The 20,598-nt window shown below is 74.1% G+C and carries 19 protein-coding genes; 8 read left to right on the top strand and 11 right to left on the bottom strand.

Going from position 1 to position 20,598, the window contains the following annotated elements:
• From G6W55_RS06930 to lnt, 7 genes are all read right to left on the bottom strand, one after another.
• Nucleotides 1–1,773 (bottom strand): hydrogenase maturation protein, encoded by a 1,773-nt coding sequence (locus G6W55_RS06930; RefSeq protein WP_175519892.1) that lies wholly within the window; start codon nt 1,771–1,773, stop codon nt 1–3.
• A 145-nt stretch (nt 1,774–1,918) separates the two neighbouring features.
• Entirely contained in the window at nt 1,919–2,179 is a 261-nt protein-coding gene (locus G6W55_RS06925; protein ID WP_030787122.1) for a hypothetical protein, read from the bottom strand.
• Nucleotides 2,166–2,426, bottom strand: a complete 261-nt coding sequence (locus G6W55_RS06920; RefSeq protein WP_175519891.1) for a DUF6400 family protein — start codon at nt 2,424–2,426, stop codon at nt 2,166–2,168. The genes G6W55_RS06925 and G6W55_RS06920 overlap by 14 nt, the downstream gene beginning before the upstream one ends.
• Before the next feature lie 85 nt (nt 2,427–2,511).
• On the bottom strand, nt 2,512–3,618 hold the full coding sequence (locus tag G6W55_RS06915; RefSeq protein WP_175519890.1) for an FAD-dependent oxidoreductase: 1,107 nt from the start codon (nt 3,616–3,618) through the stop codon (nt 2,512–2,514).
• Between the two features lie 120 nt (nt 3,619–3,738).
• On the bottom strand, nt 3,739–4,011 hold the full coding sequence (locus G6W55_RS06910; RefSeq protein WP_175519889.1) for a hypothetical protein: 273 nt from the start codon (nt 4,009–4,011) through the stop codon (nt 3,739–3,741).
• A gap of 99 nt (nt 4,012–4,110) precedes the next feature.
• A complete protein-coding gene (locus tag G6W55_RS06905; protein WP_175519888.1) occupies nt 4,111–4,593 on the bottom strand; it encodes an NUDIX domain-containing protein in 483 nt (160 codons plus the stop codon).
• Nucleotides 4,594–4,672: 79 nt separating this feature from the next.
• Entirely contained in the window at nt 4,673–6,289 is a 1,617-nt protein-coding gene (gene lnt, locus G6W55_RS06900; protein ID WP_175519887.1) for an apolipoprotein N-acyltransferase, read from the bottom strand.
• A gap of 230 nt (nt 6,290–6,519) precedes the next feature.
• Here lnt and G6W55_RS06895 point away from each other — a divergent pair, with 230 nt between their 5' ends.
• Nucleotides 6,520–7,569, top strand: a complete 1,050-nt coding sequence (locus tag G6W55_RS06895; protein ID WP_175519970.1) for an O-antigen ligase — start codon at nt 6,520–6,522, stop codon at nt 7,567–7,569.
• Between the two features lie 3 nt (nt 7,570–7,572).
• Here the strand turns inward: G6W55_RS06895 and G6W55_RS06890 are convergent, their stop codons facing one another.
• Both G6W55_RS06890 and G6W55_RS06885 read right to left on the bottom strand, forming a co-directional pair.
• A complete protein-coding gene (locus tag G6W55_RS06890; RefSeq protein ID WP_051780471.1) occupies nt 7,573–8,145 on the bottom strand; it encodes a hypothetical protein in 573 nt (190 codons plus the stop codon).
• 108 nt (nt 8,146–8,253) lie between these two features.
• A complete protein-coding gene (locus G6W55_RS06885; RefSeq protein ID WP_175519886.1) occupies nt 8,254–9,039 on the bottom strand; it encodes a glutamate racemase in 786 nt (261 codons plus the stop codon).
• Between the two features lie 16 nt (nt 9,040–9,055).
• Here G6W55_RS06885 and G6W55_RS06880 point away from each other — a divergent pair, with 16 nt between their 5' ends.
• Nucleotides 9,056–10,273 carry a glycosyltransferase gene (locus G6W55_RS06880; protein ID WP_175519885.1) on the top strand — a complete coding sequence of 406 codons (1,218 nt, stop codon included), beginning with the start codon at nt 9,056–9,058 and terminating at the stop codon, nt 10,271–10,273.
• Between the two features lie 25 nt (nt 10,274–10,298).
• Here the strand turns inward: G6W55_RS06880 and G6W55_RS06875 are convergent, their stop codons facing one another.
• The gene (locus tag G6W55_RS06875; protein WP_175519969.1) at nt 10,299–11,660 is read right to left on the bottom strand and encodes a TerD family protein; all 1,362 of its coding nucleotides are present in this window, start codon (nt 11,658–11,660) and stop codon (nt 10,299–10,301) included.
• Nucleotides 11,661–11,956: 296 nt separating this feature from the next.
• On the opposite strand from G6W55_RS06875, the gene G6W55_RS06870 reads away from it, so the two are divergent.
• From G6W55_RS06870 to G6W55_RS06855, 4 genes are all read left to right on the top strand, one after another.
• Nucleotides 11,957–12,385 (top strand): DUF6643 family protein, encoded by a 429-nt coding sequence (locus G6W55_RS06870; protein WP_175519884.1) that lies wholly within the window; start codon nt 11,957–11,959, stop codon nt 12,383–12,385.
• Nucleotides 12,386–12,426: 41 nt separating this feature from the next.
• Nucleotides 12,427–13,251, top strand: coding sequence for an MOSC domain-containing protein (locus G6W55_RS06865; RefSeq protein WP_175519883.1), 825 nt, complete (start codon nt 12,427–12,429; stop codon nt 13,249–13,251).
• Between the two features lie 182 nt (nt 13,252–13,433).
• Nucleotides 13,434–14,030 carry a hypothetical protein gene (locus G6W55_RS06860; RefSeq protein ID WP_217686593.1) on the top strand — a complete coding sequence of 199 codons (597 nt, stop codon included), beginning with the start codon at nt 13,434–13,436 and terminating at the stop codon, nt 14,028–14,030.
• Nucleotides 14,031–14,137: 107 nt separating this feature from the next.
• Nucleotides 14,138–16,573 carry a right-handed parallel beta-helix repeat-containing protein gene (locus G6W55_RS06855; protein WP_175519881.1) on the top strand — a complete coding sequence of 812 codons (2,436 nt, stop codon included), beginning with the start codon at nt 14,138–14,140 and terminating at the stop codon, nt 16,571–16,573.
• Here the strand turns inward: G6W55_RS06855 and G6W55_RS06850 are convergent.
• Nucleotides 16,570–18,936 carry a hypothetical protein gene (locus G6W55_RS06850; protein ID WP_217686592.1) on the bottom strand — a complete coding sequence of 789 codons (2,367 nt, stop codon included), beginning with the start codon at nt 18,934–18,936 and terminating at the stop codon, nt 16,570–16,572. The two genes, G6W55_RS06855 and G6W55_RS06850, sit on opposite strands and share 4 nt — an antisense overlap.
• Before the next feature lie 277 nt (nt 18,937–19,213).
• Between G6W55_RS06850 and G6W55_RS06845 the strand changes: the two genes are divergently transcribed.
• Nucleotides 19,214–20,044 (top strand): DeoR/GlpR family DNA-binding transcription regulator, encoded by an 831-nt coding sequence (locus G6W55_RS06845; protein ID WP_030787073.1) that lies wholly within the window; start codon nt 19,214–19,216, stop codon nt 20,042–20,044.
• 62 nt (nt 20,045–20,106) lie between these two features.
• Nucleotides 20,107–20,583 carry an SRPBCC family protein gene (locus tag G6W55_RS06840; RefSeq protein WP_175519879.1) on the top strand — a complete coding sequence of 159 codons (477 nt, stop codon included), beginning with the start codon at nt 20,107–20,109 and terminating at the stop codon, nt 20,581–20,583.
• Nucleotides 20,584–20,598: the final 15 nt, after the last annotated feature.

Genomic DNA, 20,598 nt, shown 5'->3' with positions numbered 1-20,598 from the left:
TCAGCCGTGGGGGCGCGACGGGACGCCATGGGGGGCCGTTCCGGTGAATCTGCCGCCGGAGGGGTTCGGGGAGGTTTGAGACGCCGGGGAGACGAAACGGGCGAGATGCGGCGGGGTCGCGTCGGGGCGCCTCTTGGTGACGAAGGCGTGACGGAGGGTGTGGTACGGGGCGGCCGGGTCGTCGAAGGTGGCGCGCATCCGGGTCAGCTCGGCCTCGCGGACGGCGGCCAGCGGGGTCTCTGCCTCGCGGCGCTGGTGTTCGGTCTTCTTCGCGGTGATCCGGGCCGCCGTCGCCGGCCGGGGCGCCAGGTGGGCCGCCAGGGCGCCGGTCTCGGCGGCGAACGCTCCGGGCGCGCAGTCCAGGACCCGGTCGACGAGTCCCAGGCGCAGCGCGCCGGCCGCGCTCACCGGCAGCGCCCGGTCCATCAGCCGCTCGGCCGCCGCCGGGCCGACCCTGCGGGGCAGGGTGTGGGTCCAGTACTCGGAGCCGTGGAGGCCCATCAGCCGGTAGTGCGGGTTCAGTACGGCTCCGGCCCGGCACCACACCTCGTCGGCGGCGAGGGCGAGCATCACCCCGCCGGCGGCGGCGTTGCCCGCGACGGCCGCGACGACCAGCCGGTCCGTGGTGGTCAGGACGGCCTCGACCAGGTCGTCGATGGCCTCGATGTTCGCCCGGGACTCGGCGGCGGGGTCGGGGGCGGCCTCGATGACGTTGAGGTGGATGCCGTTGGAGAAGAAGTCCCGCTCGCCGCCGAGCAGCAGCACCGAGGTGGGGCGGGCGCACGCCTCCCGGTAGGCGGCGAGCAGACGGCGGCAGCGGTCGGTGCTCATGGCGCCGCCGGGGAAGGACCAGGAGAGCCGGCCGACGGCGCCGTCCTCCCGGTAGCGGATGTCCGCCCAGGAGGGGTCACTGTCGTCGGGCAGGGCGGGCGGGGCGTGCTCGGGCAGCGGGGGCAGCAGGTCGCCGAGGGCGAGCACGGCGGGCAGCTTGAAGGTGGGCGGACCGCCGGGCAGCCGCCGGGCGCGCACCTCGGGGATCCACACCGCGCCGTCCGCGGTCGCCCGGCAGACCGCCCCGGCCCGGGTGGCCAGCAGCTCGCCCGGACGCCCGCGCAGCACGCCCTCGGGGTGGCCGCCGTGCAGATACCACTCCCCGCCGAGCAGCTCGTCCAGCACACCTGGCTGCGAATCGGCCGCCCGCAGCTTGCGCAGGACGGTCGCGGTGGGATCGGCGGCCCAGTCGATCCGTCGCATGCTCTGGTCGAGATACGGCCGCGCCCGCACGGTCGTGCCGTCCTGCGGCCGGGGCGTGTAACCGCCGTCGGCGAAGCGCGCCACCGCGACCAGGACGGCGGCGAGCGCGGCGTCGGCGATCTCCCCGCGGTACAGGTCGCTCTTGGCCACCGGGGGCACCCGGCAGGGCATGGCCGCCCAGACGTCCCCGGCGTCCATCTCCGCGTCGGCCTGGAGCACGGTGACGCCCCACTCCTCGGCCCCGTCGTGGATCGCCCGGTCCAGCGAGGACGGGCCCCGGTCGCCGGGCGGCCCCGGGTGCACGATCAGACAGGTGTACGCCGACCAGACCTCCTCGGGGATCGCCGTACGCAGCATCGGCGCGATGACGAGCTGCGGATCGTGCCGGCGCACGGCCTGCGTCAACGCCCCTTCCGCCAGGGCGAGTTCCACGGCCACGGCATGACCGCGGTCGCGCAGTTCGGCGTGGACGCGCTGGGTGAGGCTGTTGAACGCACTGGCGACGAGCAGAATCCGCACGACGACCCCGTCCGGGCGAAGGACCTGCCGGGACACCCCGGCCGCCTGAGATCCTCGACCGCGGCGGGGCGCCGCCCCCGGAGACAGACGGCGGGGTCATCCGAAAGCGCGGAGGACTCGGCCGTCCGGGCTCATCGGAGCGTCGTCACCCCGGCGGGCGCAGGCCCGTGGTCAGGCGCTGCCAGAAGGTGCGGGTGGCGCCGAAGTGGGTCTCGTGGGTCCAGATGTGGGTGCAGGACGGGCACTGGAGGTGCAGCAGGCTGCCGGTGTTGGAGAGGAGGTAGCGCCAGTGCGTGGAGCAGCTACGGCCCGCGGCGCACGGGTCGCAGCCCTGCCGGTCGTCGCAGTTCGGGCAGGCCACCCAGGCGCGGCGGCCGATGTCGGCCTGCGGGTCAAGCGGCAGCATGGCCGTCGTCCCCTCGCGGGGGCAGCACACCGGCCGCGACCAGCTCGTCGTGGAGCCGCTGCTGGTCGGCGTCGAGGCCGGAGTACAGCAGGGCGTACGCCTGCTGCTCGCCGCGCAGGGCCTCGCCGGGGTCCCAGTCGGGGCCGAGGGCGTCCAGGACATGCGCCCGCCGGAGCAGTTCGTGCGCGCTCAGATCCACGTCGAAGCCGAACGGTTCGGTGGGGAAGGTGGGGCCATGGGAGGACATGCGACCGAACGTAGGTAACCCTTACCTGCCGAGGCAAGAGCAGGTGGGGGATGTCACAGGGGCCGGCTCGCTGAGGCCGGCTCGCTCAGGCCGCGGTGTAGCCGAGCTGCCGTCGCATGTACGGCGTCATGAGCGTGCGGGCCTTCGCCAGGACGGCGGTGCGGCCGCCGAGGACGGCGGTGTCGCCGCCCGGCACCGGCAGCACGGTCAGTCCGTCGGACTGGCCGAAGGGCACGATGATCGGGGTGCGCTCGGCGGGGCGGTAGCGGCGGGGCTCCCTGCGGTGCCGGAGTGTGCCCCGTAGCTGGGCGCGGATGTTGTGGGCGGCGAGGTCGGCCTGGGCGTGCGCGGCGGGGGTGATCTTGAGGGCGGTGGCGTCGTTGACGTCGCCGACCGCGTACACGTCCGGCCGGCCGTCGACCCGGAGCGCGGGGTCGACCTTGACGTGTCCGGCCGCGTTCAGCCAGCCGCCGAGCCCGGCGAGCCTCAGCCAGAGCGTGTTGGGGGTGGTGCCGGTCGCCCAGAAGGAGAGGTCGGCGTGGACGAGGCCGCCGTGCGCGTCGCGATAGGTGCCGAAGTCGTTGCCGGGGGACATGAACGCGTCGAGCCTGACCTCCACGTCATGGGACTCCAGCCAGGCCAGCGCCCGGCGTCCGGCCCGCTCGCTGCCGGTGGTGTTGAGCAGCGCGGGTCCGGCGTGCGCGAGGGTGACCCGGGCGTCGGGCCTCGCGAGCCTTATCTCGGCGCCGAGTTCGACGCCGGAGGGTCCGCCGCCGACCACAAGCACATGCTCGGCGGTGGCGACCTTGCGCTGATGCGAGGCGAACGACTTCATCGCCTCCGCGGTGGTCGCACCGCTGAACCGGGCCGGCTCGGGATAGTCGGCGCCGGTGGCGATCACCACGACGTCGTACGGCAGTTGCTCCCCCGTCGCAAGGACGACCTCGCGCCGCTCGGTGTCGATGCGCAGCGCCTTGCCCACCACGACACGGCCGTTGCGCAGCAGCCGGTCGTAGGGGATGAAGGGGGTCGCCGACCACTCGGGGCGCACTCCGGCCCGCAGGGCGGCGACCCGGTGGAAGAAGACGTCCTTGCGGTCCACGACGGTGACCCGCGCGACCGCGTCCAGCCGCCTGGCCAGCCTCACCCCCGCGTATCCGCCGCCGATCACCACTACTTCGCCGTCACGCACACACGTCTCCTGCCGGCCTCGGGATGGGTGGCGACGAGCGTAGCGATTGAAGTTTGAAGTGCGCAGGGGTTGGTGTGGGAATTCTGTGAAGTGCCGTACGGAACAGGGCCGTTCGGCCTGTCAGTACGCGACACCACCGACGTCGGCGACCCACACGCGCAGGGACGGATGACCGGGGCCGTCGGCGTCCAGGAACCCCGCGACGACCGGCTCCAGCTCGCGCGACGGCACGTAGTGGTTCCGGAACGGCAGCTCCCGAGCGGTCACCGACCCGACAGAACAACGGAGTTGACCGGCCTGTTCGTCATGCCACACGTAGAAGGTGGCGACCCCAGTGAAGCCCAGCGCACGGACCCGGATCCGCAGGGCCGCCGCGATCCACGCCAACAGCACGCCCGTAGTGTCGCAGTCGGCCGGGGCGCCGGGGTTAGGGGGCGTACCTGGAACAGTTCCCGCGCCCACTCTCCTGCGCGGCACTGCTCGGCCTGGTTCTCAGACTTCAGGCTCGGTCGTCTCGAACCAGGTGGGTTCGTCGGACAGGGCCTGCTTGATCCGGAACACCTGGCGTTCTCGCATCGGCGGCAGGGCGTCCACGGAGAACCAGCCGACCTCGACCGACTCGTCGTCGTTGACCCGCGCCTCTCCGCCAACGGCGCGGCAGCGGAACGTGACGTCCATGAACTGGCACCGGTCGCCGTTGGGGTACTCGACGCGCCTGCCCGAGCGGATCAGCGCGATGCGCTCGGGGACACAGCGCACGCCGGTCTCCTCGTACACCTCCCGCACGGCACAGTCCGCGGGCTGCTCACCGGGATCGGGGATCCCCGAGATCACACACCACTCGAGATTGTCGGCCCGCTTCCCCAGCAACACCCGCCCCGCCCCGTCGACCACGACGGCACTCACACCGGGCAGCCACAACAACTGATGACCGGCGGAGGCCCGAATCTCGGTGATGAAGTCAGGAGTAGGCATACACCGACCCTAACGGTCCGCTCGGGTGCCGGGCGGCCGTGGACGGGCTGCCGTCGGCCGCCGGTGCCCGCCAAGGGGGCTACTGAACCGCTGTCCCCCGGCGTCCCCGTACCGCCGCCGTGATCGCCCAGCCCAGGCCCCCCGCCGCCACGGCCAGCAGGGCGATCTCCGGCAGGATTCCGAGCTTTGTCGCCGGGGTCTCCGTCGAGCGGAGGGGGATCTTCTGGACCAGGGAGTCGGCCACGAACATGCCGGTCTTCTGGGTGATGCGGCCGTCCGGCATGATGATCGCGCTGACGCCGCTGGTCACCGGGACGGTCACCGTGCGGCTGTGTTCGACCGCGCGGACCCGGGACATGGCGAGCTGCTGGTAGGTCATCTCGCTGCGGTCGAAGGTCGCGTTGTTGCTGGGGACGGAGATGAGCTGGGCACCGTCGGTGACCTCGGAGCGCACGGCCCAGTCGAACGCGGCCTCGTAGCAGGTGACCAGGCCGACCTTCGCGCCGTCCATGGTGAAGACACCCGGCTTGGTGCCCCGGCTGAAGTCCTGCCGGACCATCGCCGTCCACTCGCTGTTGATCGCGCCGATCAGCGACCGCAGCGGCAGGTACTCGCCGAACGGCTGGATCTGCCGCTTGTCGTAGGTCTGGGTGGGGCCCTTCACCGGGTCCCACAGGATCTGCTCGTTGTAGAGCTTGCCGTCCCGTTCGACGACGCCGCCGACCGAGATGGGCGCGCCGATCGCCTTGGCCGCCTTGTCGATGACCTCGGCCGCGTCGGCGTAGGCGAAGGGGTCGATGTCGGAGGAGTTCTCCGGCCACAGCACGAAGTCGGGCTGAGCCACCTTCCCGGCCTTGACCTCGGCGGCCAGCCGCTCCGTCTCGCGCGCGTGGTAGTCGAGGACGGCGCGGCGCTGGGAGTTGAAGTCCAGGCCGAGCCGCGGCACGTTGCCCTGGATGACGGCGACCGTGGCGGTGCCGTCCTCCGCCGTGTCGCTCACCAGGGTGCGCGCGGCGAGGGCGCCCGCGAAGGGCAGGGCCAGGCTGAGCAGCGCGACGACCGCGGCCGGCCGCCGGATCTCACCGGTGCGCCGCCGCTCCACGCCGAGCCGGATCAGCTCACCGAGTCCGAACCCGCCGAGGACGACCGCGAAGCCCAGGACGGGCGTGCCGCCCACCGCGGCGAGCGGCAGGAACACGCCGTCCGCCTGGCCGAAGGCGATCTTGCCCCAGGGGAAGCCGTTGAAGGGGGCACGCGCGCGTGCCGCCTCACCCGCGATCCAGAGGGCGGCCGCCCACACGGGCCGGCCGGGCAGCTTCGACACCGCGGCGATCCCGACGCCGACCAGGGCGACGAAGACCGCCTCGATCGCCACCAGGGCGAGCCAGGGGCCGGGGCCGACCTCGACGCCCGTCCACACCAGCAGCGGCAGCAGGAAGCCGAGCCCGAAGAGGTAGCCGAGTCCGAGGGCCGCCTTCCAGCTTCGGCCGCGCAGGACCCAGCCGAAGCCGGCGAAGGCCGGCAGGGCCAGCCACCACAGGGTGCGCGGCGGGAAGCTGACGTAGAGCAGCACTCCGAAGAGTGCCGCTGCGGCGGCCGGGAGGAGGCGGCGCAGGAGCCTGGCGCCGCGCGACACCGGCGCGGCCTGGGGCTCCAGCCGGTCCGGCCGGTCCACGGAAGTTGCGGTGACGGTCACTCGGGGAGTGTACGGCGGGTCGCCGCCGGGCCGACAGCACGGTCCGCACGGTGACCACGCCCGCCCGGAGCGCGATCCGACGCGTCCCCAAACCGCCCATCAGCCGTTACGGTGTGCCTGGACCTCTCTCGCACACGCGTCCGGGGTCCGTCGGCAGACGGCGGTCCAGGCCGGGGGCGATCGGGTTCGGGGGGACGGTGGGGTCCACGGGTTCCACGAGAACGGTGCCGGTGCCCGGCGCGGGCGCCGACGGAGAGAGACGCAGCGTCTCCGACGCGGCGGGCGTCGCGGTGCTCGGCGCCTGCGCCGCCTGGTCGCTGGTCACCGCGGCCGTGCACGACGGACGCCCCGAGGGTGTGCTGCTCGCCGTGCTGGCCGTGACCGCCGGGTACGCCGCCGGACGGATCCTCGGCGTCCTGCTGCCCGTCGCCACCCCGGCGGCCGCCGCGCTGGCCGGGGTCGCCCTGACCGTCGCGCTGCCCCGGCTCTCCCCCGGTCCCGAGTTCGCCTCCCCGCTGGGACACGCGGGCGCGACGGCGGCGGTGCTCACCCTGTCGGCCGGCGCCGCGTGCTGCGCCGCCTGGGCCACGCCCGTCCCCGCGCTACGGCACCTGCTGCGGCTGCTGGCCGCAGGGATCGTGTTCTGGGCCGCCGCCCGGGGTGCGACCACCGCCGTCGTCCTGTGCGGTGCCGTGCTGCTGTGCTCGGTGGCCGTGGGGCAGTCCCGGCGGCGCGGGCCCGTCCTCGTGGGCCTCGCCCTGTCGGCGGCGCTGGTGACGGGCCTGACCTGGGCGGTCGCCGGGAGGGCCCTGCCCGCAGGGCTCACCGGGGCGCTGGAGGACGAGCTGACCGCGCGCCGGGTCGACCTGTGGCGCGACGCGCTGACCCTGGCGCACGGGGACACGGGCCTGGGCGTGGGTCCGGGCCGTTTCGGGGAGCTGAGCGCGACGGCGGCGCAGTCCCCGCTGTCCGACGGCAAGCCGCACTCGGCGCCGCTCCAGTTGGCGGCGGAGCAGGGTGTCGTCGGGGTGCTGCTGCTCGCGGCGGCCTTCTGCTGGGTGCTGTTCGCGCTCTGGCGGGCGCCGCGCCCCACGCCGGTCGTCCTCACCACGGCCGCCACGCTCACCGCGCTCGCGGCACTGGCCGCGGTCGGCAACGCGCTGAGCTTCACCACGGTGTCGGTCGGCGCGGGTCTCCTGGCGGGCCTGGCGACGGCCCGCCCCCTCACCGCCGTACCGCCACCCGTGTCACCACCGGTGCCCGCCCCGCGCGTCCCGTAGGGGTCAGCGCGCGGCCCCCGGTGACGTCTCCGTGCCGGTCCCCGTGCCCGTCCCGGTCCGCAGCCGCGCCTTGATGGCGACCACGGCGGCCTCGGCGTCGTCCACGGTGATCGTGAAGGTGTGTCCGTCCCACAGGCGCAGCACGACGCCCTCGCCGCGCCGTACGACGACGGCGGTGCCCTTCTCCGGGCGCCAGCGGTAGCCCCAGCCGCCCCAGTGGCGCGGGGTGACGAGCGGTTCGAACTCGGCGCCGGCGACATGGGACAGCGGGATGCGGCGGCGCGGCAGCCCGATGTGGCCGCAGCGCACCTCGACGGACTCCTTGTCGAGTCTGAGGTCGACATGGACGAAGGCGAGGGTGCCGAAGAGGACCAGGAGCCCGGCGGCGATGCAGCCGACGACGGACATGACGAGCGGGGCGCTGCCGGACGTCCAGGCGGAGTCGACGGCCAGCAGGATCCCGAGTGCCACACACGCGGCACCGACCAGCGCGAGCGCCCACTGGAGCCGGTTGGTGGCGCGGCCGGTCCAGACATCGGGGTGCGGGGTGTCCCCGCCGTGGGGGTGGTCCCTCATGTTTATGAGATTACTCAGGTTTCGCTGCGCGGGTAGCGCGTCGCACAGGGTCACTGGGCCGGCCGGGGGTGCGGACGGCCGGATCCCGTCACGCTCGGCCCCGCCCGGTCACTGGGCGGGGGTGACCGCCTGGAGCAGCCGGCCCTCGGCGTACGTCAGCGCGGCCGCCGGCAGGGCGGACTCGCGGCCGTTCAGCAGCACCGTCACGCTGCCGGTGGCCGGGGCCTCGGGCGCGGGGTGCGAGCCGATGCGGCGCAGTGCCTGCGCGGCCACGGCACCGGCCGAGCCGTGCAGCACGAGCGGCGGCCGGCCGGGGTGGTGGAGGGCGGCGCGGATGCGGTCGGCGACGAGTTCGTAGTGGGTGCAGCCCAGGACGACGGTCGTCACCTCGTCGGGGGTGAGGGCGGCGGCCGCGGCGACGGCACCGGCGATCGCCGGCTCGTCCGCGTGTTCGACGGCTTCGGCCAGGCCCCAGCAGGGCACCTCGGTGACGTCGACACCGGCGGCGAAGTCGTCGATGAGCCCGCGCTGGTAGGGGCTGCCGGTGGTGGCGGGGGTCGCCCAGATGGCGACGGGCCCGCCGCCGGCCGCGGCCGGTTTGATCGCGGGGACGGTGCCGATGACGGGGACGTCCGGTTCCAGGCGGGTCCGCAGGGCGGGCAGCGCGTGCACGGTCGCGGTGTTGCAGCCGATGATCAGGGCGTCCGGACGGTACGCGGCGGCGGCCTCGGCGACGGCCAGGGCGCGGCCGGTGAGGTCCTCGGGGGTGCGCGGGCCCCAGGGCATGCCCGCGGGGTCGAGGGAGAGCACGAGATCGGCGTCGGGCCGCAGACGCCGTACCGCGGCGGTGGCCGCCAGCAGCCCGATTCCTGAGTCCATGAGCGCGATCTTCACCCGGCCACCATAGACGATGTGCCCCTGCCGCCCGCCGGGGTGGGGCAGACTGCGCGGGGTGAGCGCCCTCGTGTGGATCTCCGCCCCGTCGCTGGCGGCCTGGCTGTGGCTGTTGCTCTGTCAGGGCTTCTTCTGGCGTACCGACGTCCGGCTGCCGCCCCGCCGGGACCCCGAGGAGTGGCCGCCGGTCTGTGTGGTGGTCCCCGCGCGCGACGAGGCCGAGATGCTGCCCGCCAGTCTGCCGTCGCTGCTCGCGCAGGAATATCCGGGGCGGGCGGAGGTCTTCCTCGTCGACGACGGCAGCACGGACGGCACCGGCGACCTGGCCCGCGCCCTCGCGGAGCGGACCGGCGGGCTGCCGCTCACCGTGACCTCACCGGGGGAACCGCCCGCGGGCTGGACGGGGAAGCTGTGGGCGGTACGGCACGGCATCGCCCTGGCACGCGCGCGTGAGCCCGAGTACCTGCTGCTGACCGACGCCGACATCGCGCACGCGCCGGACAGTCTGCGCGCGCTGGTGGCGGCGGCGCGCACCGGCGGCTTCGACGCCGTCTCCCAGATGGCGCGGCTGCGGGTCGAAAGCGGCTGGGAGCGGCTGGTCGTACCGGCCTTCGTCTACTTCTTCGCTCAGCTCTATCCGTTCCGCCGGATCGGACGGCGCGGCACGCGTACGGCGGCCGCGGCGGGCGGATGCGTCCTGCTGCGGGCGGATGCGGCGGAGCGGGCGCGGATCCCGGACGCGATCCGGCATGCCGTGATCGACGACGTGGCGCTGGCCCGGGCGGTGAAGGGCGGCGGCGGGCACATCTGGCTGGGTCTCGCCGACCGGGTGGACAGCGTGCGTCCCTATCCCCGGCTGCGCGACCTGTGGCGGATGGTCGCGCGCAGCGCCTACGCCCAGCTCCGGCACAGCCCGCTGCTGCTGGCCGGCACGGTCGCCGGACTCGCGCTGGTGTATCTGGTCCCGCCGGTCGCCGTCGTGGCGGGACTGGTCTCCGGCGATACGGCGGCGGCGGTGCTCGGCGCGCTGGCGTGGCTGGTGATGAGCGGGACGTATCTGCCGATGCTCCGCCACTACCGGCAGCCGCCGTGGCTCGCCCCGCTGCTGCCGTTCACCGCGTTCCTCTATCTCTTGATGACGGTGGACTCGGCGGTGCTGCACTACCGCGGGCGGGGTGCGGCCTGGAAGGGCCGCACCTACGCGCGTCCGGACGCCCTCACCGAGGAGAGCTGAGCAGAGGTACCGATGCGGGCGGGGGCTATTTGCGCCCGGGGGTCCAGTTCATCCCCCAGCCGTAGGCGTAGTCCACGGTCCGCTGGGGGCTGACCCCGCGCTCGGGCACCAGATAGCGGGCCTCGCGCTGGACGACGAGGTCGCCGCCGGTGTTGGTGATCAGCGCGAGCGCGCACACGGTGGAGGGCACGGTGCACTCGTCGAGGGAGAACTCGATCGGGGCGCCGAACTGCGGGTGCAGCGTGACCGTGGCGTGCAGGTCGGCGAAGGAGCGGGCGCCCTCGTAGACGGTCACGAAGACGAGGATGCGCCGGAAGTCGTCGCGGTGGTCGAGGTTGACGGTGAGGTTCTCACCGCTCGACACCGCCCCGGTGCGGTCGTCGCCGTCGAGATGGATGTACGGCGGCTGGTGCAGGGCGCCGAAGGCGTTGCCGAGGGCCTGGACGACACCCTTGCGGCCGTCGGCCAGCTCGAACAGGGCGCACAGGTCGAGGTCGAGGTCGTTGTGCAGGGCGACCGCGCGGCCGCGCTTGCTGCCCCACCCGGAGAACTGCTTGCGCACCTCCCAGTTGAGGTTCACGCGCATGGCGCCGGAGGTGCCGCCCTGCTTGGTGAGGGAGACCGACGGGGACGACTTGGTGAGCGTCACCTTGGTCAGCCGGACCGGCGCGCCGGGCGGCGCCGGGGGCGGAGGCGGCGGCGGGGGCGTGTGGTGCGGCGGGGGGACGGTGACGGGGAACGCGGGCATCGTGGGCTGCTGGGGCGCGGGCGTCGGTGCGGGGGCGGCGGGCTGCGGCCAGGCCGGGGGCTGGGGTGTCACCGGGGGCTGGGGCGGCGGGGCGGGGGTCTGCTGCGGTGCCGCGTGCTGGGGTTCGTCGACCGTGATGCCGAAGTCCGTGGCGAGGCCCTCCAGGCCGCTGCCGTAGCCCTGTCCGACGGCCCGGAACTTCCAGGCGCCCTGGCGGCGGTAGAACTCCCCCAGCACGAAGGCGGTCTCGACCGTGGCGCCGGTGGAGTCGAAGCGGGCGACGACCGTGCCCTGGGCGGCGTCGCGGACCTCGATGTAGAGGTCGGGCACCTGGGCGAAGGTGCCGCCGTCGGCGGACGCGGCCAGGACGACGGTCTCGATCGCGGGCTCCACGCGCGCGAGGTCGACGAGCAGGGTGTCGGTCACCCGGCCCGCGGCGTCCCGCTTGCCCTCGTGCCGGACCGCGCCGGAGGAGTGGGACGGCTGGTTGTAGAAGACGAAGTCGGCGTCCGAGCGCACCTTCCCGGACACCAGGAGCAGTGCCGAGGCGTCCACGTCGGGCACTCCCGGGCCGGCGCGCCGGCCCAGCTCCACCCGCAGTGCCGTCGTGGGCACCGGAACATTGGCCCCCTTTGACATTGACATGTCCGCCCCCTCGCGTGTCTGCACCGGGCCACCCGTCCCGGCGGTTGTCGGGTTCTCTACCCGCTCAACCTATTGCGAGGGACCGCGCACGCCCATCCGGGGGACGGGACCGGTCTGCTCCGATCCCCGGGTAACCGCCCCGGAACTCGGCTTTTACATGATCAGAGCGCTGTTCGCCGCCCCTTTTCCCCATGTTCGCTCGCATTGGGGATCCGGGGTCACCCCGGACACGGAAAACAACCCTCTTATCGGTCTCCCCAACCAGCACATCGTGGGCTTAACTTATGGCCATGACCTCCCCCCGCTCCACTTATGGCGGTTACTACTCCGCTTTTCCGGACACTCCGATCTACGACTCGCTCGTGGCCGAGCGGGGCACCCCGCAGATCGCCCCGATCCGGGTCCCCGCCGCGTACGACACGGGTATGAGCAGTCATCTGCCCGCGCTGCCGTCGGCACTGCCCGCCCTCCCGGCGGCCCCGTCCCAGCCGTCCTACGGCTACGGATATCCCCAGGCGCAGCAGCCCGCGCCGCTCCAGCAGGCGCCCGCCGCCTACATCCCGCAGCAGGCCCCGCGCGGCTATCAGGCCCCGCAGCCGCAGCAGCCCCGTCCGGCGGCCCCCATGGGCTACGAGGCGATGCGCCCCGCGGCTCCCCGGCCCGTCCAGCCGCAGTACCAGGATCCGTACAACAACAACCAGCAGTACCGCGGTTACTGAGCCGCCCGGGGGTCGTCCCTGCCGCCTGGCAGGATGACGCCATGGGCCACGCGCAACTGCTGTCGATCCACATCCATCCGGTCAAGGCGTTCCGGGGGCAGTCGCTCCGGGAGGTCGTCGTGGAGCCCTGGGGGCCGGCCGGAGACCGACGCTGGGCACTGATCGACGACGGGGGAAGGGTCGTCACACAACGCCAACAGCCGCGCCTCGCGCTGGCCGCCGCCGAGCTGCTGCCCGACGGCGGCCTTCGGTTGTCCGCGCCCGGCCTCGAACCGCTGACCGTGCCGGTGCCGGAGCCGGGGGACACGGTCTCGATGGAGATCTTCCGGGACAAGGTGGAGGGAGTCCCGGCCGGCGAGGGCGCGGACGCCTGGTGCAGCACCTATCTGGGGGCCGAGGTCCGGCTGCTGCACCTGGACGATCCCGCGACCCGCCGGCCGGTCGACCCGGAGTACGCGCGGCCCGGCGAGACCGTCTCCTTCGCGGACGGCTATCCGCTGCTGGCCGTCTCCGCCGCCTCCCTGGACGCGCTCAACTCCCTGATCGCCGCCGGTGACCACGCCGGTGAGGGCCCGCTGCCGATGAACCGTTTCCGGCCGAACGTGGTCGTGGACGGCACCGAGCCGTGGGCCGAGGACGACTGGACGCGCGTCGAGATCGGCGAGGTCGCCTTCCGGGTCGCCAAGATGTGCGGGCGGTGCGTCGTGACCACCACCGACCAGGGCACCGCGGCCCGCGGCAAGGAGCCCCTGCACTCCCTGGGCCGGCACCGCCGGATCAGCGGCAAGCTGGTCTTCGGCCAGAACCTGGTGCCCCTGAACCGCGGCACGATCCGGGTCGGCGACGCCGTCCGCGTCGCCACCTGACCACTTGACTCCACGCCCCCATGACCTCTCCGACCCCATGCCCGTTGAGCCGTTGAGCGGCGGGCGGCCGTACCACCGAACGGATCCGGCCGATGTCGGGCCGGGGCCCGCCGCGCGGGAACCGCCGCCGGGTGCCGGAGCGTTGGGCGTAGCGGGAAGGGGGACGGGGACAGGTGCGAGCGATGGGCGGCCTCTGGCGCTGGCGGAACAACCCGCTGCGCCGGACGACGGATCTGGTCGAGGCGTGGGTGGCGCTGTCGGCGCTGCTGCTGATCCTGCTCGCCGCCCCCGTCATGGGCTCGGTCGTCGGCACCCTCGCTCAGGAGGCCCTCCAGGACTCGGTCCGCGAACAGCACCGCTCCCGCCATGTGGTCACGGCGACCGTGGTGAAAGAGGTGACCCGCGCGCCCCTGGAGGCCGACCCTGAGGCCGCCTCCGGGCGGAACTCGCTCAGCCGGGTCGTCGCCGACTGGACCGCCCCCGACGGCACCGCGCGACACGGCGCGGTGCTGGCGAACATCAGAACCCCCCATCAGGGCGATCACTTCGCGATATGGACGGACGACCACGGCTCCCTGGTGGCCCGCCCGCTGGACTCCGCCACGGCCACGACACACGCGGTGCTGGCGGGCTTCGGCGCCGTCCTGATCACCGTCGCCGCGGTCGAGTGCGCCCGCCGTCTGATCGTCTGGCAGCTCGTCCGGCGCCGGTACGCACGCTGGGACCAGGCATGGGACCGAGCGGGTCCGGACTGGGGCCGTACCGGTACCGGCTGCTGACAGCCTGGCGTCTTAGGTCAACCCAGCGCCGGTCCGCACGCTACGGTGGACCGGCCGCACGATGCGGCATCAACCCGCGTACGACGAGGTGGGGGCACATCAACGCCATGGCACAGGGCACGGTCCAGGTGACGCACACCGGCACGTCGAGGTGGCGGCGCCGCACGGGTGAGTACGCATCGCTCGCCGCCGCCCTGGAGGCCGCGGCCGAGGGCGACGTCCTCACCATCGCTCCCGGAACCTACCGGGAGAACCTCGTGGTGCAGCGGTCGGTGACCCTGCGCGGCCCCGAGGGCCTGCCCGGTTCGGTGCGGATCGCGCCCGTCGACGGGGTGCCGCTGACCGTGCGCGCCTCGGCGGTGGTGCAGGACCTGCATGTGGAGGGCCAGGACGCGGCGGCGCCCGCGGTGCTCGTCGAGGAGGGCACGCCCGAACTGCTCGACCTGCGGATCGTCACCCGCTCGGCGGCCGGTGTCGAGGTGCGCGGCCGCGCGCGGCCGACGGTCAGGCGCTGCACCGTGGACAACCCGGCGGGCATCGGCATCGCCGTGGCCGACGGAGGCGGCGGCGTCTTCGAGGAGTGCGAGGTCGTCGCGGCCGGACAGGCCGGCGTGGCCGTGACCGGGGGCGCGCACCCGCGTCTCGAGCGCTGCCGTGTGCATCACACCTCGGGCAGCGGTCTGAGCGCCACCGGTGACAACTCCGCGCTGGAGGCGGTCGGCTGCGAGATCTACGAGGTGCGGGGCAACGGCGTGCAGATCACCGCCCGGGCCAGCGCGCACCTCACGGACTGCGAGGTGCACCGCACCACGGCCGACGGGGTCACGCTCGACACGGACGCCGTGCTCACCCTGGCCGACTGCCGCATCCACGACATCCCGGAGAACGCGGTCGACCTGCGGTCCCGTTCCGTGCTGACGCTGACCCGCACCACGGTGCGTCAGTTCGGGCGCAACGGACTGTCGGTGTGGGACCCGGGCACGCGCGTGGACGCCAACCAGTGCGAGATCTTCGACAGCACCGGCGACTACCCGGCCGTCTGGGTCAGTGACGGCGCGACCGCCGTCCTGGACGCCTGCCGGGTGCACGACGTACCGGACGCGCTGTTCGTCCTCGACCGGGGTTCGCGCGCGGACGTCGTCGACAGCGATCTGTCCCAGGTGCGCAACACGGCGGTGTCGGTGAGCGACGGCGCGACCGCCCAGCTCGACGACTGCCGGATCAAGGACGCGGCGACGGGCGCCTGGTTCCGCGACCACGGCAGCGGCGGCACCCTCAACAACTGCACGGTGGAGGGCGTCCAGACCGGTGTGATCGTCACCAAGGGCGCCGACCCCACCGTCGAGCGCTGCACGGTCGACTCCCCCGCCGAGGCCGGCTTCTATGTGTCGGCGGGCGGCCGCGGCACCTTCCTGGGCTGCCGGGTGACCGACAGCGGCGGCTACGGCTTCCACGTGATAGACGGCTGCCGCACGACCCTGCGCCGCTGCCGTACGGAGCGCTGCGCCCGCGGGGGCTACGAGTTCGCGGACGCGGCGCCCGGTTCGGGGCCCGTGGCCGAGGACTGCGCGAGCGACGAGAGCGTCGGGGTGCGGCCCGCCGCGCGGGAGACGGTCCTCCAGAGCAGCGGTCTGCCGTCGGCGCCGCTGCTGGGCGCGCTGCCCGGGCAGCGGCCGACCGTGCCCGAGGAGCCGCCGGCCGCCGCGCCCGAGGTCCGGCCGGAGGAGCCGGTCCGGGACTCCAAGGACGTGATGGGTGAACTCGACGCGCTGGTGGGCCTGGAGAGCGTCAAGCGCGAGGTGCGGGCGCTCACCGACATGATCGAGGTGGGCCGGCGCCGGCAGCGGGCCGGCCTCAAGGCGGCCTCGGTCAAACGGCATCTGGTGTTCACCGGCTCCCCCGGCACCGGCAAGACGACCGTCGCCCGGCTCTACGGCGAGATCCTCGCCGCGCTGGGCGTGCTGGAGAAGGGGCATCTCGTCGAGGTGTCCCGGGTCGATCTGGTCGGCGAGCACATCGGCTCCACGGCGATCCGCACCCAGGAGGCGTTCCAGCGGGCGCACGGCGGTGTCCTGTTCATCGACGAGGCGTACGCGCTCTCGCCGGAGGACGCGGGGCGGGACTTCGGCAAGGAGGCCATCGACACCCTGGTGAAGCTGATGGAGGACCACCGGGACGCGGTGGTGGTGATCGTCGCGGGCTACACGGCCGAGATGGAGCGGTTCCTGTCGGTCAACCCCGGGGTGGCGTCCCGTTTCTCACGGACCATCACCTTCGGCGACTACGGCCCCGGGGAGCTGCTGAGGATCGTGGAGCAGCAGGCCGAGGAGCACGAGTACCGGCTCGCGCCGGGCACCACCGAGGCCCTGCTGAAGCACTTCACCGAGTTCCCCAAGGGTCCCGCCTTCGGCAACGGCCGTACCGCGCGGCAGACGTTCGAGGCGATGGTGGAACGGCACGCGGGCCGGGTCGCCCAGGTCGCGGACCCCTCCACCGACGATCTGACGCTGCTGTACCCGGAGGATCTGCCCGAGCTTCCCTAGGGAGGATCCCCGGCCTCCTGCACGGTGCGGGGTGCCGGGACCTCCGGGTGCAGACGGGCCAGCAGTCGTTCGCGTTCGCGGGCGAAGGCCGGGTCCGCCTGGTAGTCGGAGTGGCCGAGGACGGGCCCGGGCAGCGGGTGGTCCTCGGTACGGCCGTACGCCAGCGGGTCGGCGAGGGGCTCGTGGTCGACCTCGGGGCCGCAGTCGTCGCCGGACAGCCGTACCGGGCCGCCGATGGGGTCGGTGCGCCGGTACAGATTGCGCCAGCAGTCGATGTCCCGGTGCAGGGCGGCGAGCGCGTCGGGTCCGAAGTGGGCCGGGAACCAGCGGCCGTAGAGGCGCTCGATCGGGGAGCCGTAGGTGAGCAGGGCGACGCGGCCGCGGTCGGAGGGGCGCAACTGCCAGGAGGCGGCGGCCGCGAGGACGCTGCCCTGCGAGTGTCCGGAGATCACCAGGCGTCCGCCGGTGGCGCGGGTCCAGGTGGCCATCCGCCAGGTGAGGTCGGGCACCGCGCGTTCGGCGTAGCAGGGCGGGGCGAAGGGGTGGGCGGCGCGCGGCCAGAACGTGCCGACGTCCCAGAGGATGCCGATGGTGCGCCGGGCGCCCGCGTCCTTGTAGGCGCGCCGGCCCCAGGTGACGAACAGTATGAAGCCGAGGCCGATCAGCCAGGAGCCGAGCGCCTGCGCGGTCTGGGCGGCGCCCTGCACGAAGGCGGGGGCGTCCTCCGTGGCCCGAACCGGTGTCCGGCCCGTGCCGAAGGCCCCGGCGAGCGCGCCGGCGCCCAGCAGCAGGGTGGCGGCGGAGGTGACGCCGACGACGAGGGGGCCGCGGTCGGTGAGCGTGGCCATGGCGCGGGCGCGGGCGATCCGGCCGGTGCGGGCGGGGTCGCCGGGGTCGGCGCCGTACTCCCGGGCGACGGCCGCGCGCTCGGCGCGGGTCAGCCGCACGGTGCGCCGGCCGAGCAGCGCGCACAGCGCCAGCAGCACGACGAGCAGGACGGGGATGACCGACGCCTGCCAGGTCAGCACCACCGGCGGGCCGTCGAGGAAGGTGCCGGTGCCGTCCAGCCAGTCGGAGACCCGCTGGGAGACACCGCCGGACATCACCCCGCCGAGGGCGCACGCCAGCATGGTGACGGCGGGCCCGCCGAGGCCGCGCAGCGCCGACCGTCCGCCGGAAGCGGCCTCCCCTCCCGACCGGTGCAGCACATGGGCGACGGCGGCGAGGGCGAGGACCACCGCGCCCTGGACGAGGGCGATCGCGCCGAAGGTGGCGTCCCCGGGCAGCCGCCCCTCGGACCGCCAGCCCGGGCGGGACCAGCCGGCGTACACGACCGTGAGGGCGAGGAGGACGAGGGCCGCCAGCGGGAGGCGGCGCACCAGATGGGCGTCCACCCGGCGGTCGAGGCGCCGTTCGCTGCGGCCGCGGCGGCAGACCACCCAGATCACGGCCAGCACCCCGCAGACCAGGGTGGCCTCCAGGAACCTGCCGAGCACGTCGAGCGCGAGGGGGCCGCCCGCCCGGCGGTCCTCGCGGGCGGCCGCCGTGCCGACCGCCGCGGCCACCGTGAGCAGGGCGGCCGCGGTGTGGGCGGCGCGCAGCCGGGCGACGAGGCGGCGGCCGTACCAGAAGCCGGGCCGGCTCAGGGCCGTGTGGGCGGGGCCGTTCTCGGGTTCGGGCGTCCGGTCGAGGGGCTCCTGCGACTCGTACGCCCGCCAGGTGCGGTGGGAGAGGTACCAGAGCAGGCCGGTCAGCGCGCCCGGGACCAGGGCGGCCAGGGCGAGACGGCGGCCGGGCGGGCTCCACCAGCCGCCCCGGGACACCTCGGGCGACAGGAAGCCCAGCCAGGAGTGCCGTTCGGCGCACGCGCGCGTACCCGCGCACTGCCAGGCGGTGAGGTCGAGGGCGACCTCGCAGGCCGCGGCGACCAGCAGCACGGTCAGACTCAGCCCGGCCAGCCGCACCAGCAGTCCGTAGCAGCGGACCACGCGCGTGCGTCCGGCGCCGGCGGGGCGCATCCAGTGGGCCAGGTTGACCACCATGAACGGCAGCAGCAACAGCCACAGGGCACGGGTGCCGTTCCCTGAGGTGAGGTTGGACCAGACGTACGCCTCGGGGACGGGACGGTCCCGAGGGCCGGTCGCCGAAGCCGTACCGCCGGTGTCGGTGTCGACGTCGTCGGCGCGGCGGTAGACGGCCGCCGTGTCGTCGCCGGTGACCCGGACCGTGCGCGGATCGTTCAGCATCTTCTCGGGCGTGGCCCCGCCCACGCCGTGCACCAGCAGTTCCAGGGCCGCTCCGCCCCGACGGGAACGTTCCACCGCTCGCACTTCCCCCGTGACCCCGTGACACGCCGTCGACATGTGTCCGTGCGCGCACCAGGATCGTCCCTCCGGGCACGATACGCACCCCTCGTCACCGAATCTCCTCCTGTTCGGGTGACGGTTGCGCCCGATCCGGTGACCGGGCTGCGGGGTCCAACCCCCCGGCCGGGACTGGCATGCACGCGACGGGGTGAGGGAACGCGCCGGACGCGCTCGTGCGAGGATGGGACGCCCGCGCACCGTGGCCAGGCAGAACACCGTCGCCGCCGCGGCCGGGCGGGCCCGTCGGACGTGTGAGGAAAGGACCGGAGCGTACGTGAGCGAGAATCAGAACCTCCTCGCGGAGCAGCGCCGCGCCCTGATCCTGGACGAGGTGCGGCGCCGGGGCGGCGTCCGTGTCAACGAGCTGACCCGCAAGCTGGGCGTGTCGGACATGACGGTGCGCCGCGATCTCGACGCGCTGGCCCGTCAGGGTGTGCTGGAGAAGGTGCACGGCGGCGCGGTGCCGGTCGTGGAGGCCAGCACCCACGAGCCGGGGTTCGAGGCGAAGTCCGGTCTGGAGCTGACCGCCAAGGAGGACATCGCGCGGGCCGCCGCCGAACTGGTCGCGCCGGGCAGCGCGATCGCCCTGTCCGGCGGTACGACGACGTTCGCGCTGGCGCACCGGCTGGTGGACGTGCCGGATCTGACGGTGGTCACCAACTCGGTGCGGGTGGCGGACGTCTTCCATGTCGCGCAGCGCACCTCGGGCCCCCGGCAGGGCGCGGCCACGGTGGTGCTGACCGGCGGGGTGCGCACGCCGTCCGACTCGCTGGTGGGGCCGGTCGCCGACCAGGCGATCAAGGCGCTCCACTTCGATCTGCTGTTCCTCGGCGTGCACGGGATATCCGCCGAGGCGGGTCTGTCGACGCCCAACCTGGCGGAGGCGGAGACCAATCGCCGTCTCGTGCGGTCGGCGCGCCGGGTCGTGGTGGTCGCCGACCACACCAAGTGGGGTGTGGTGGGCCTGAGTTCGTTCGCCGAGCTGGAGCAGGTCGACACACTGGTGACGGACGCCGGGCTGCCGGGCGCGGCGCGCGCGGAGATCGCCGAGCATCTGCGCCGGCTGGTGGTGGCGGGCGAGCCCGATGAGGGTGCAGACATCTGACGGACCGGCGGTTAGGGTGGCGCACCCGTTCTCCCCCACCTGGGCACGAGGAGGTTGTGCGCATGACTCGCCGACTGCGTCCCGAAGGGCTCGACTTCGCCGGTACCGCTCCCGTACGGCTGGTGTTCACCCGTGAGGTGTCCGCCTCCCCGGAGCGGGTGTTCCGGGCGCTGGCGCACGACGTCCCCGGCTGGGCCGAGTGGTTCCCCGCGGTGACCTCCGCGCAGCCGCTGGACGGCGGGACGGGCAGGGACGTACGGCTGCGGGGCGGTACCCGCTTCCAGGAGACGGTGCTCGCCGCCGAGGAGAACGAGCTGTACGCCTACCGGGTGGACGTCACCAACGCGCCCGCGATCCGGGCCCTGGTGGAGGAGTGGCGGCTCACACCGGCCGGTGCGGGGACCCGGGTGCGGTGGACGTTCGCGGCGGACGGCCCGGCGGTGTTCCGCGCGGGGCTGCGGCTGGCCGGGCCGGGCCTCGGGCGCTCCTTCCGGGGCGCGGTGGCGAAGCTGGACCGGCGGCTGACCGCTGTGCCGTGACGGTCGCGTCACCAC

Origin of the sequence: Streptomyces sp. CAI-85 (genome assembly GCF_013363615.1) — a bacterium.
GTDB lineage: Bacteria > Actinomycetota > Actinomycetes > Streptomycetales > Streptomycetaceae > Streptomyces > Streptomyces antibioticus_B.
The sequence above is the reverse complement of the archived record's forward strand: the minus strand, read 5'-3'. Positions and strand labels throughout refer to the sequence as shown.

Excerpts from the sequence above, each read along its gene's own strand:
- G6W55_RS06925 (WP_030787122.1), bottom strand. The coding sequence starts at position 2,179 with ATGCTGCCGCTTGACCCGCAGGCCGACATCGGCCGCCGCGCCTGGGTG.
- G6W55_RS06920 (WP_175519891.1), bottom strand. The coding sequence starts at position 2,426 with ATGTCCTCCCATGGCCCCACCTTCCCCACCGAACCGTTCGGCTTCGAC.
- G6W55_RS06905 (WP_175519888.1), bottom strand. The coding sequence starts at position 4,593 with ATGCCTACTCCTGACTTCATCACCGAGATTCGGGCCTCCGCCGGTCAT.
- G6W55_RS06890 (WP_051780471.1), bottom strand. The coding sequence starts at position 8,145 with ATGAGGGACCACCCCCACGGCGGGGACACCCCGCACCCCGATGTCTGG.
- G6W55_RS06880 (WP_175519885.1), top strand. The coding sequence starts at position 9,056 with ATGTGCCCCTGCCGCCCGCCGGGGTGGGGCAGACTGCGCGGGGTGAGC.
- G6W55_RS06875 (WP_175519969.1), bottom strand. The coding sequence starts at position 11,660 with ATGTCAAAGGGGGCCAATGTTCCGGTGCCCACGACGGCACTGCGGGTG.
- G6W55_RS06870 (WP_175519884.1), top strand. The coding sequence starts at position 11,957 with ATGACCTCCCCCCGCTCCACTTATGGCGGTTACTACTCCGCTTTTCCG.
- G6W55_RS06865 (WP_175519883.1), top strand. The coding sequence starts at position 12,427 with ATGGGCCACGCGCAACTGCTGTCGATCCACATCCATCCGGTCAAGGCG.
- G6W55_RS06860 (WP_217686593.1), top strand. The coding sequence starts at position 13,434 with ATGGGCGGCCTCTGGCGCTGGCGGAACAACCCGCTGCGCCGGACGACG.
- G6W55_RS06855 (WP_175519881.1), top strand. The coding sequence starts at position 14,138 with ATGGCACAGGGCACGGTCCAGGTGACGCACACCGGCACGTCGAGGTGG.
- G6W55_RS06850 (WP_217686592.1), bottom strand. The coding sequence starts at position 18,936 with ATGTCGACGGCGTGTCACGGGGTCACGGGGGAAGTGCGAGCGGTGGAA.
- G6W55_RS06840 (WP_175519879.1), top strand. The coding sequence starts at position 20,107 with ATGACTCGCCGACTGCGTCCCGAAGGGCTCGACTTCGCCGGTACCGCT.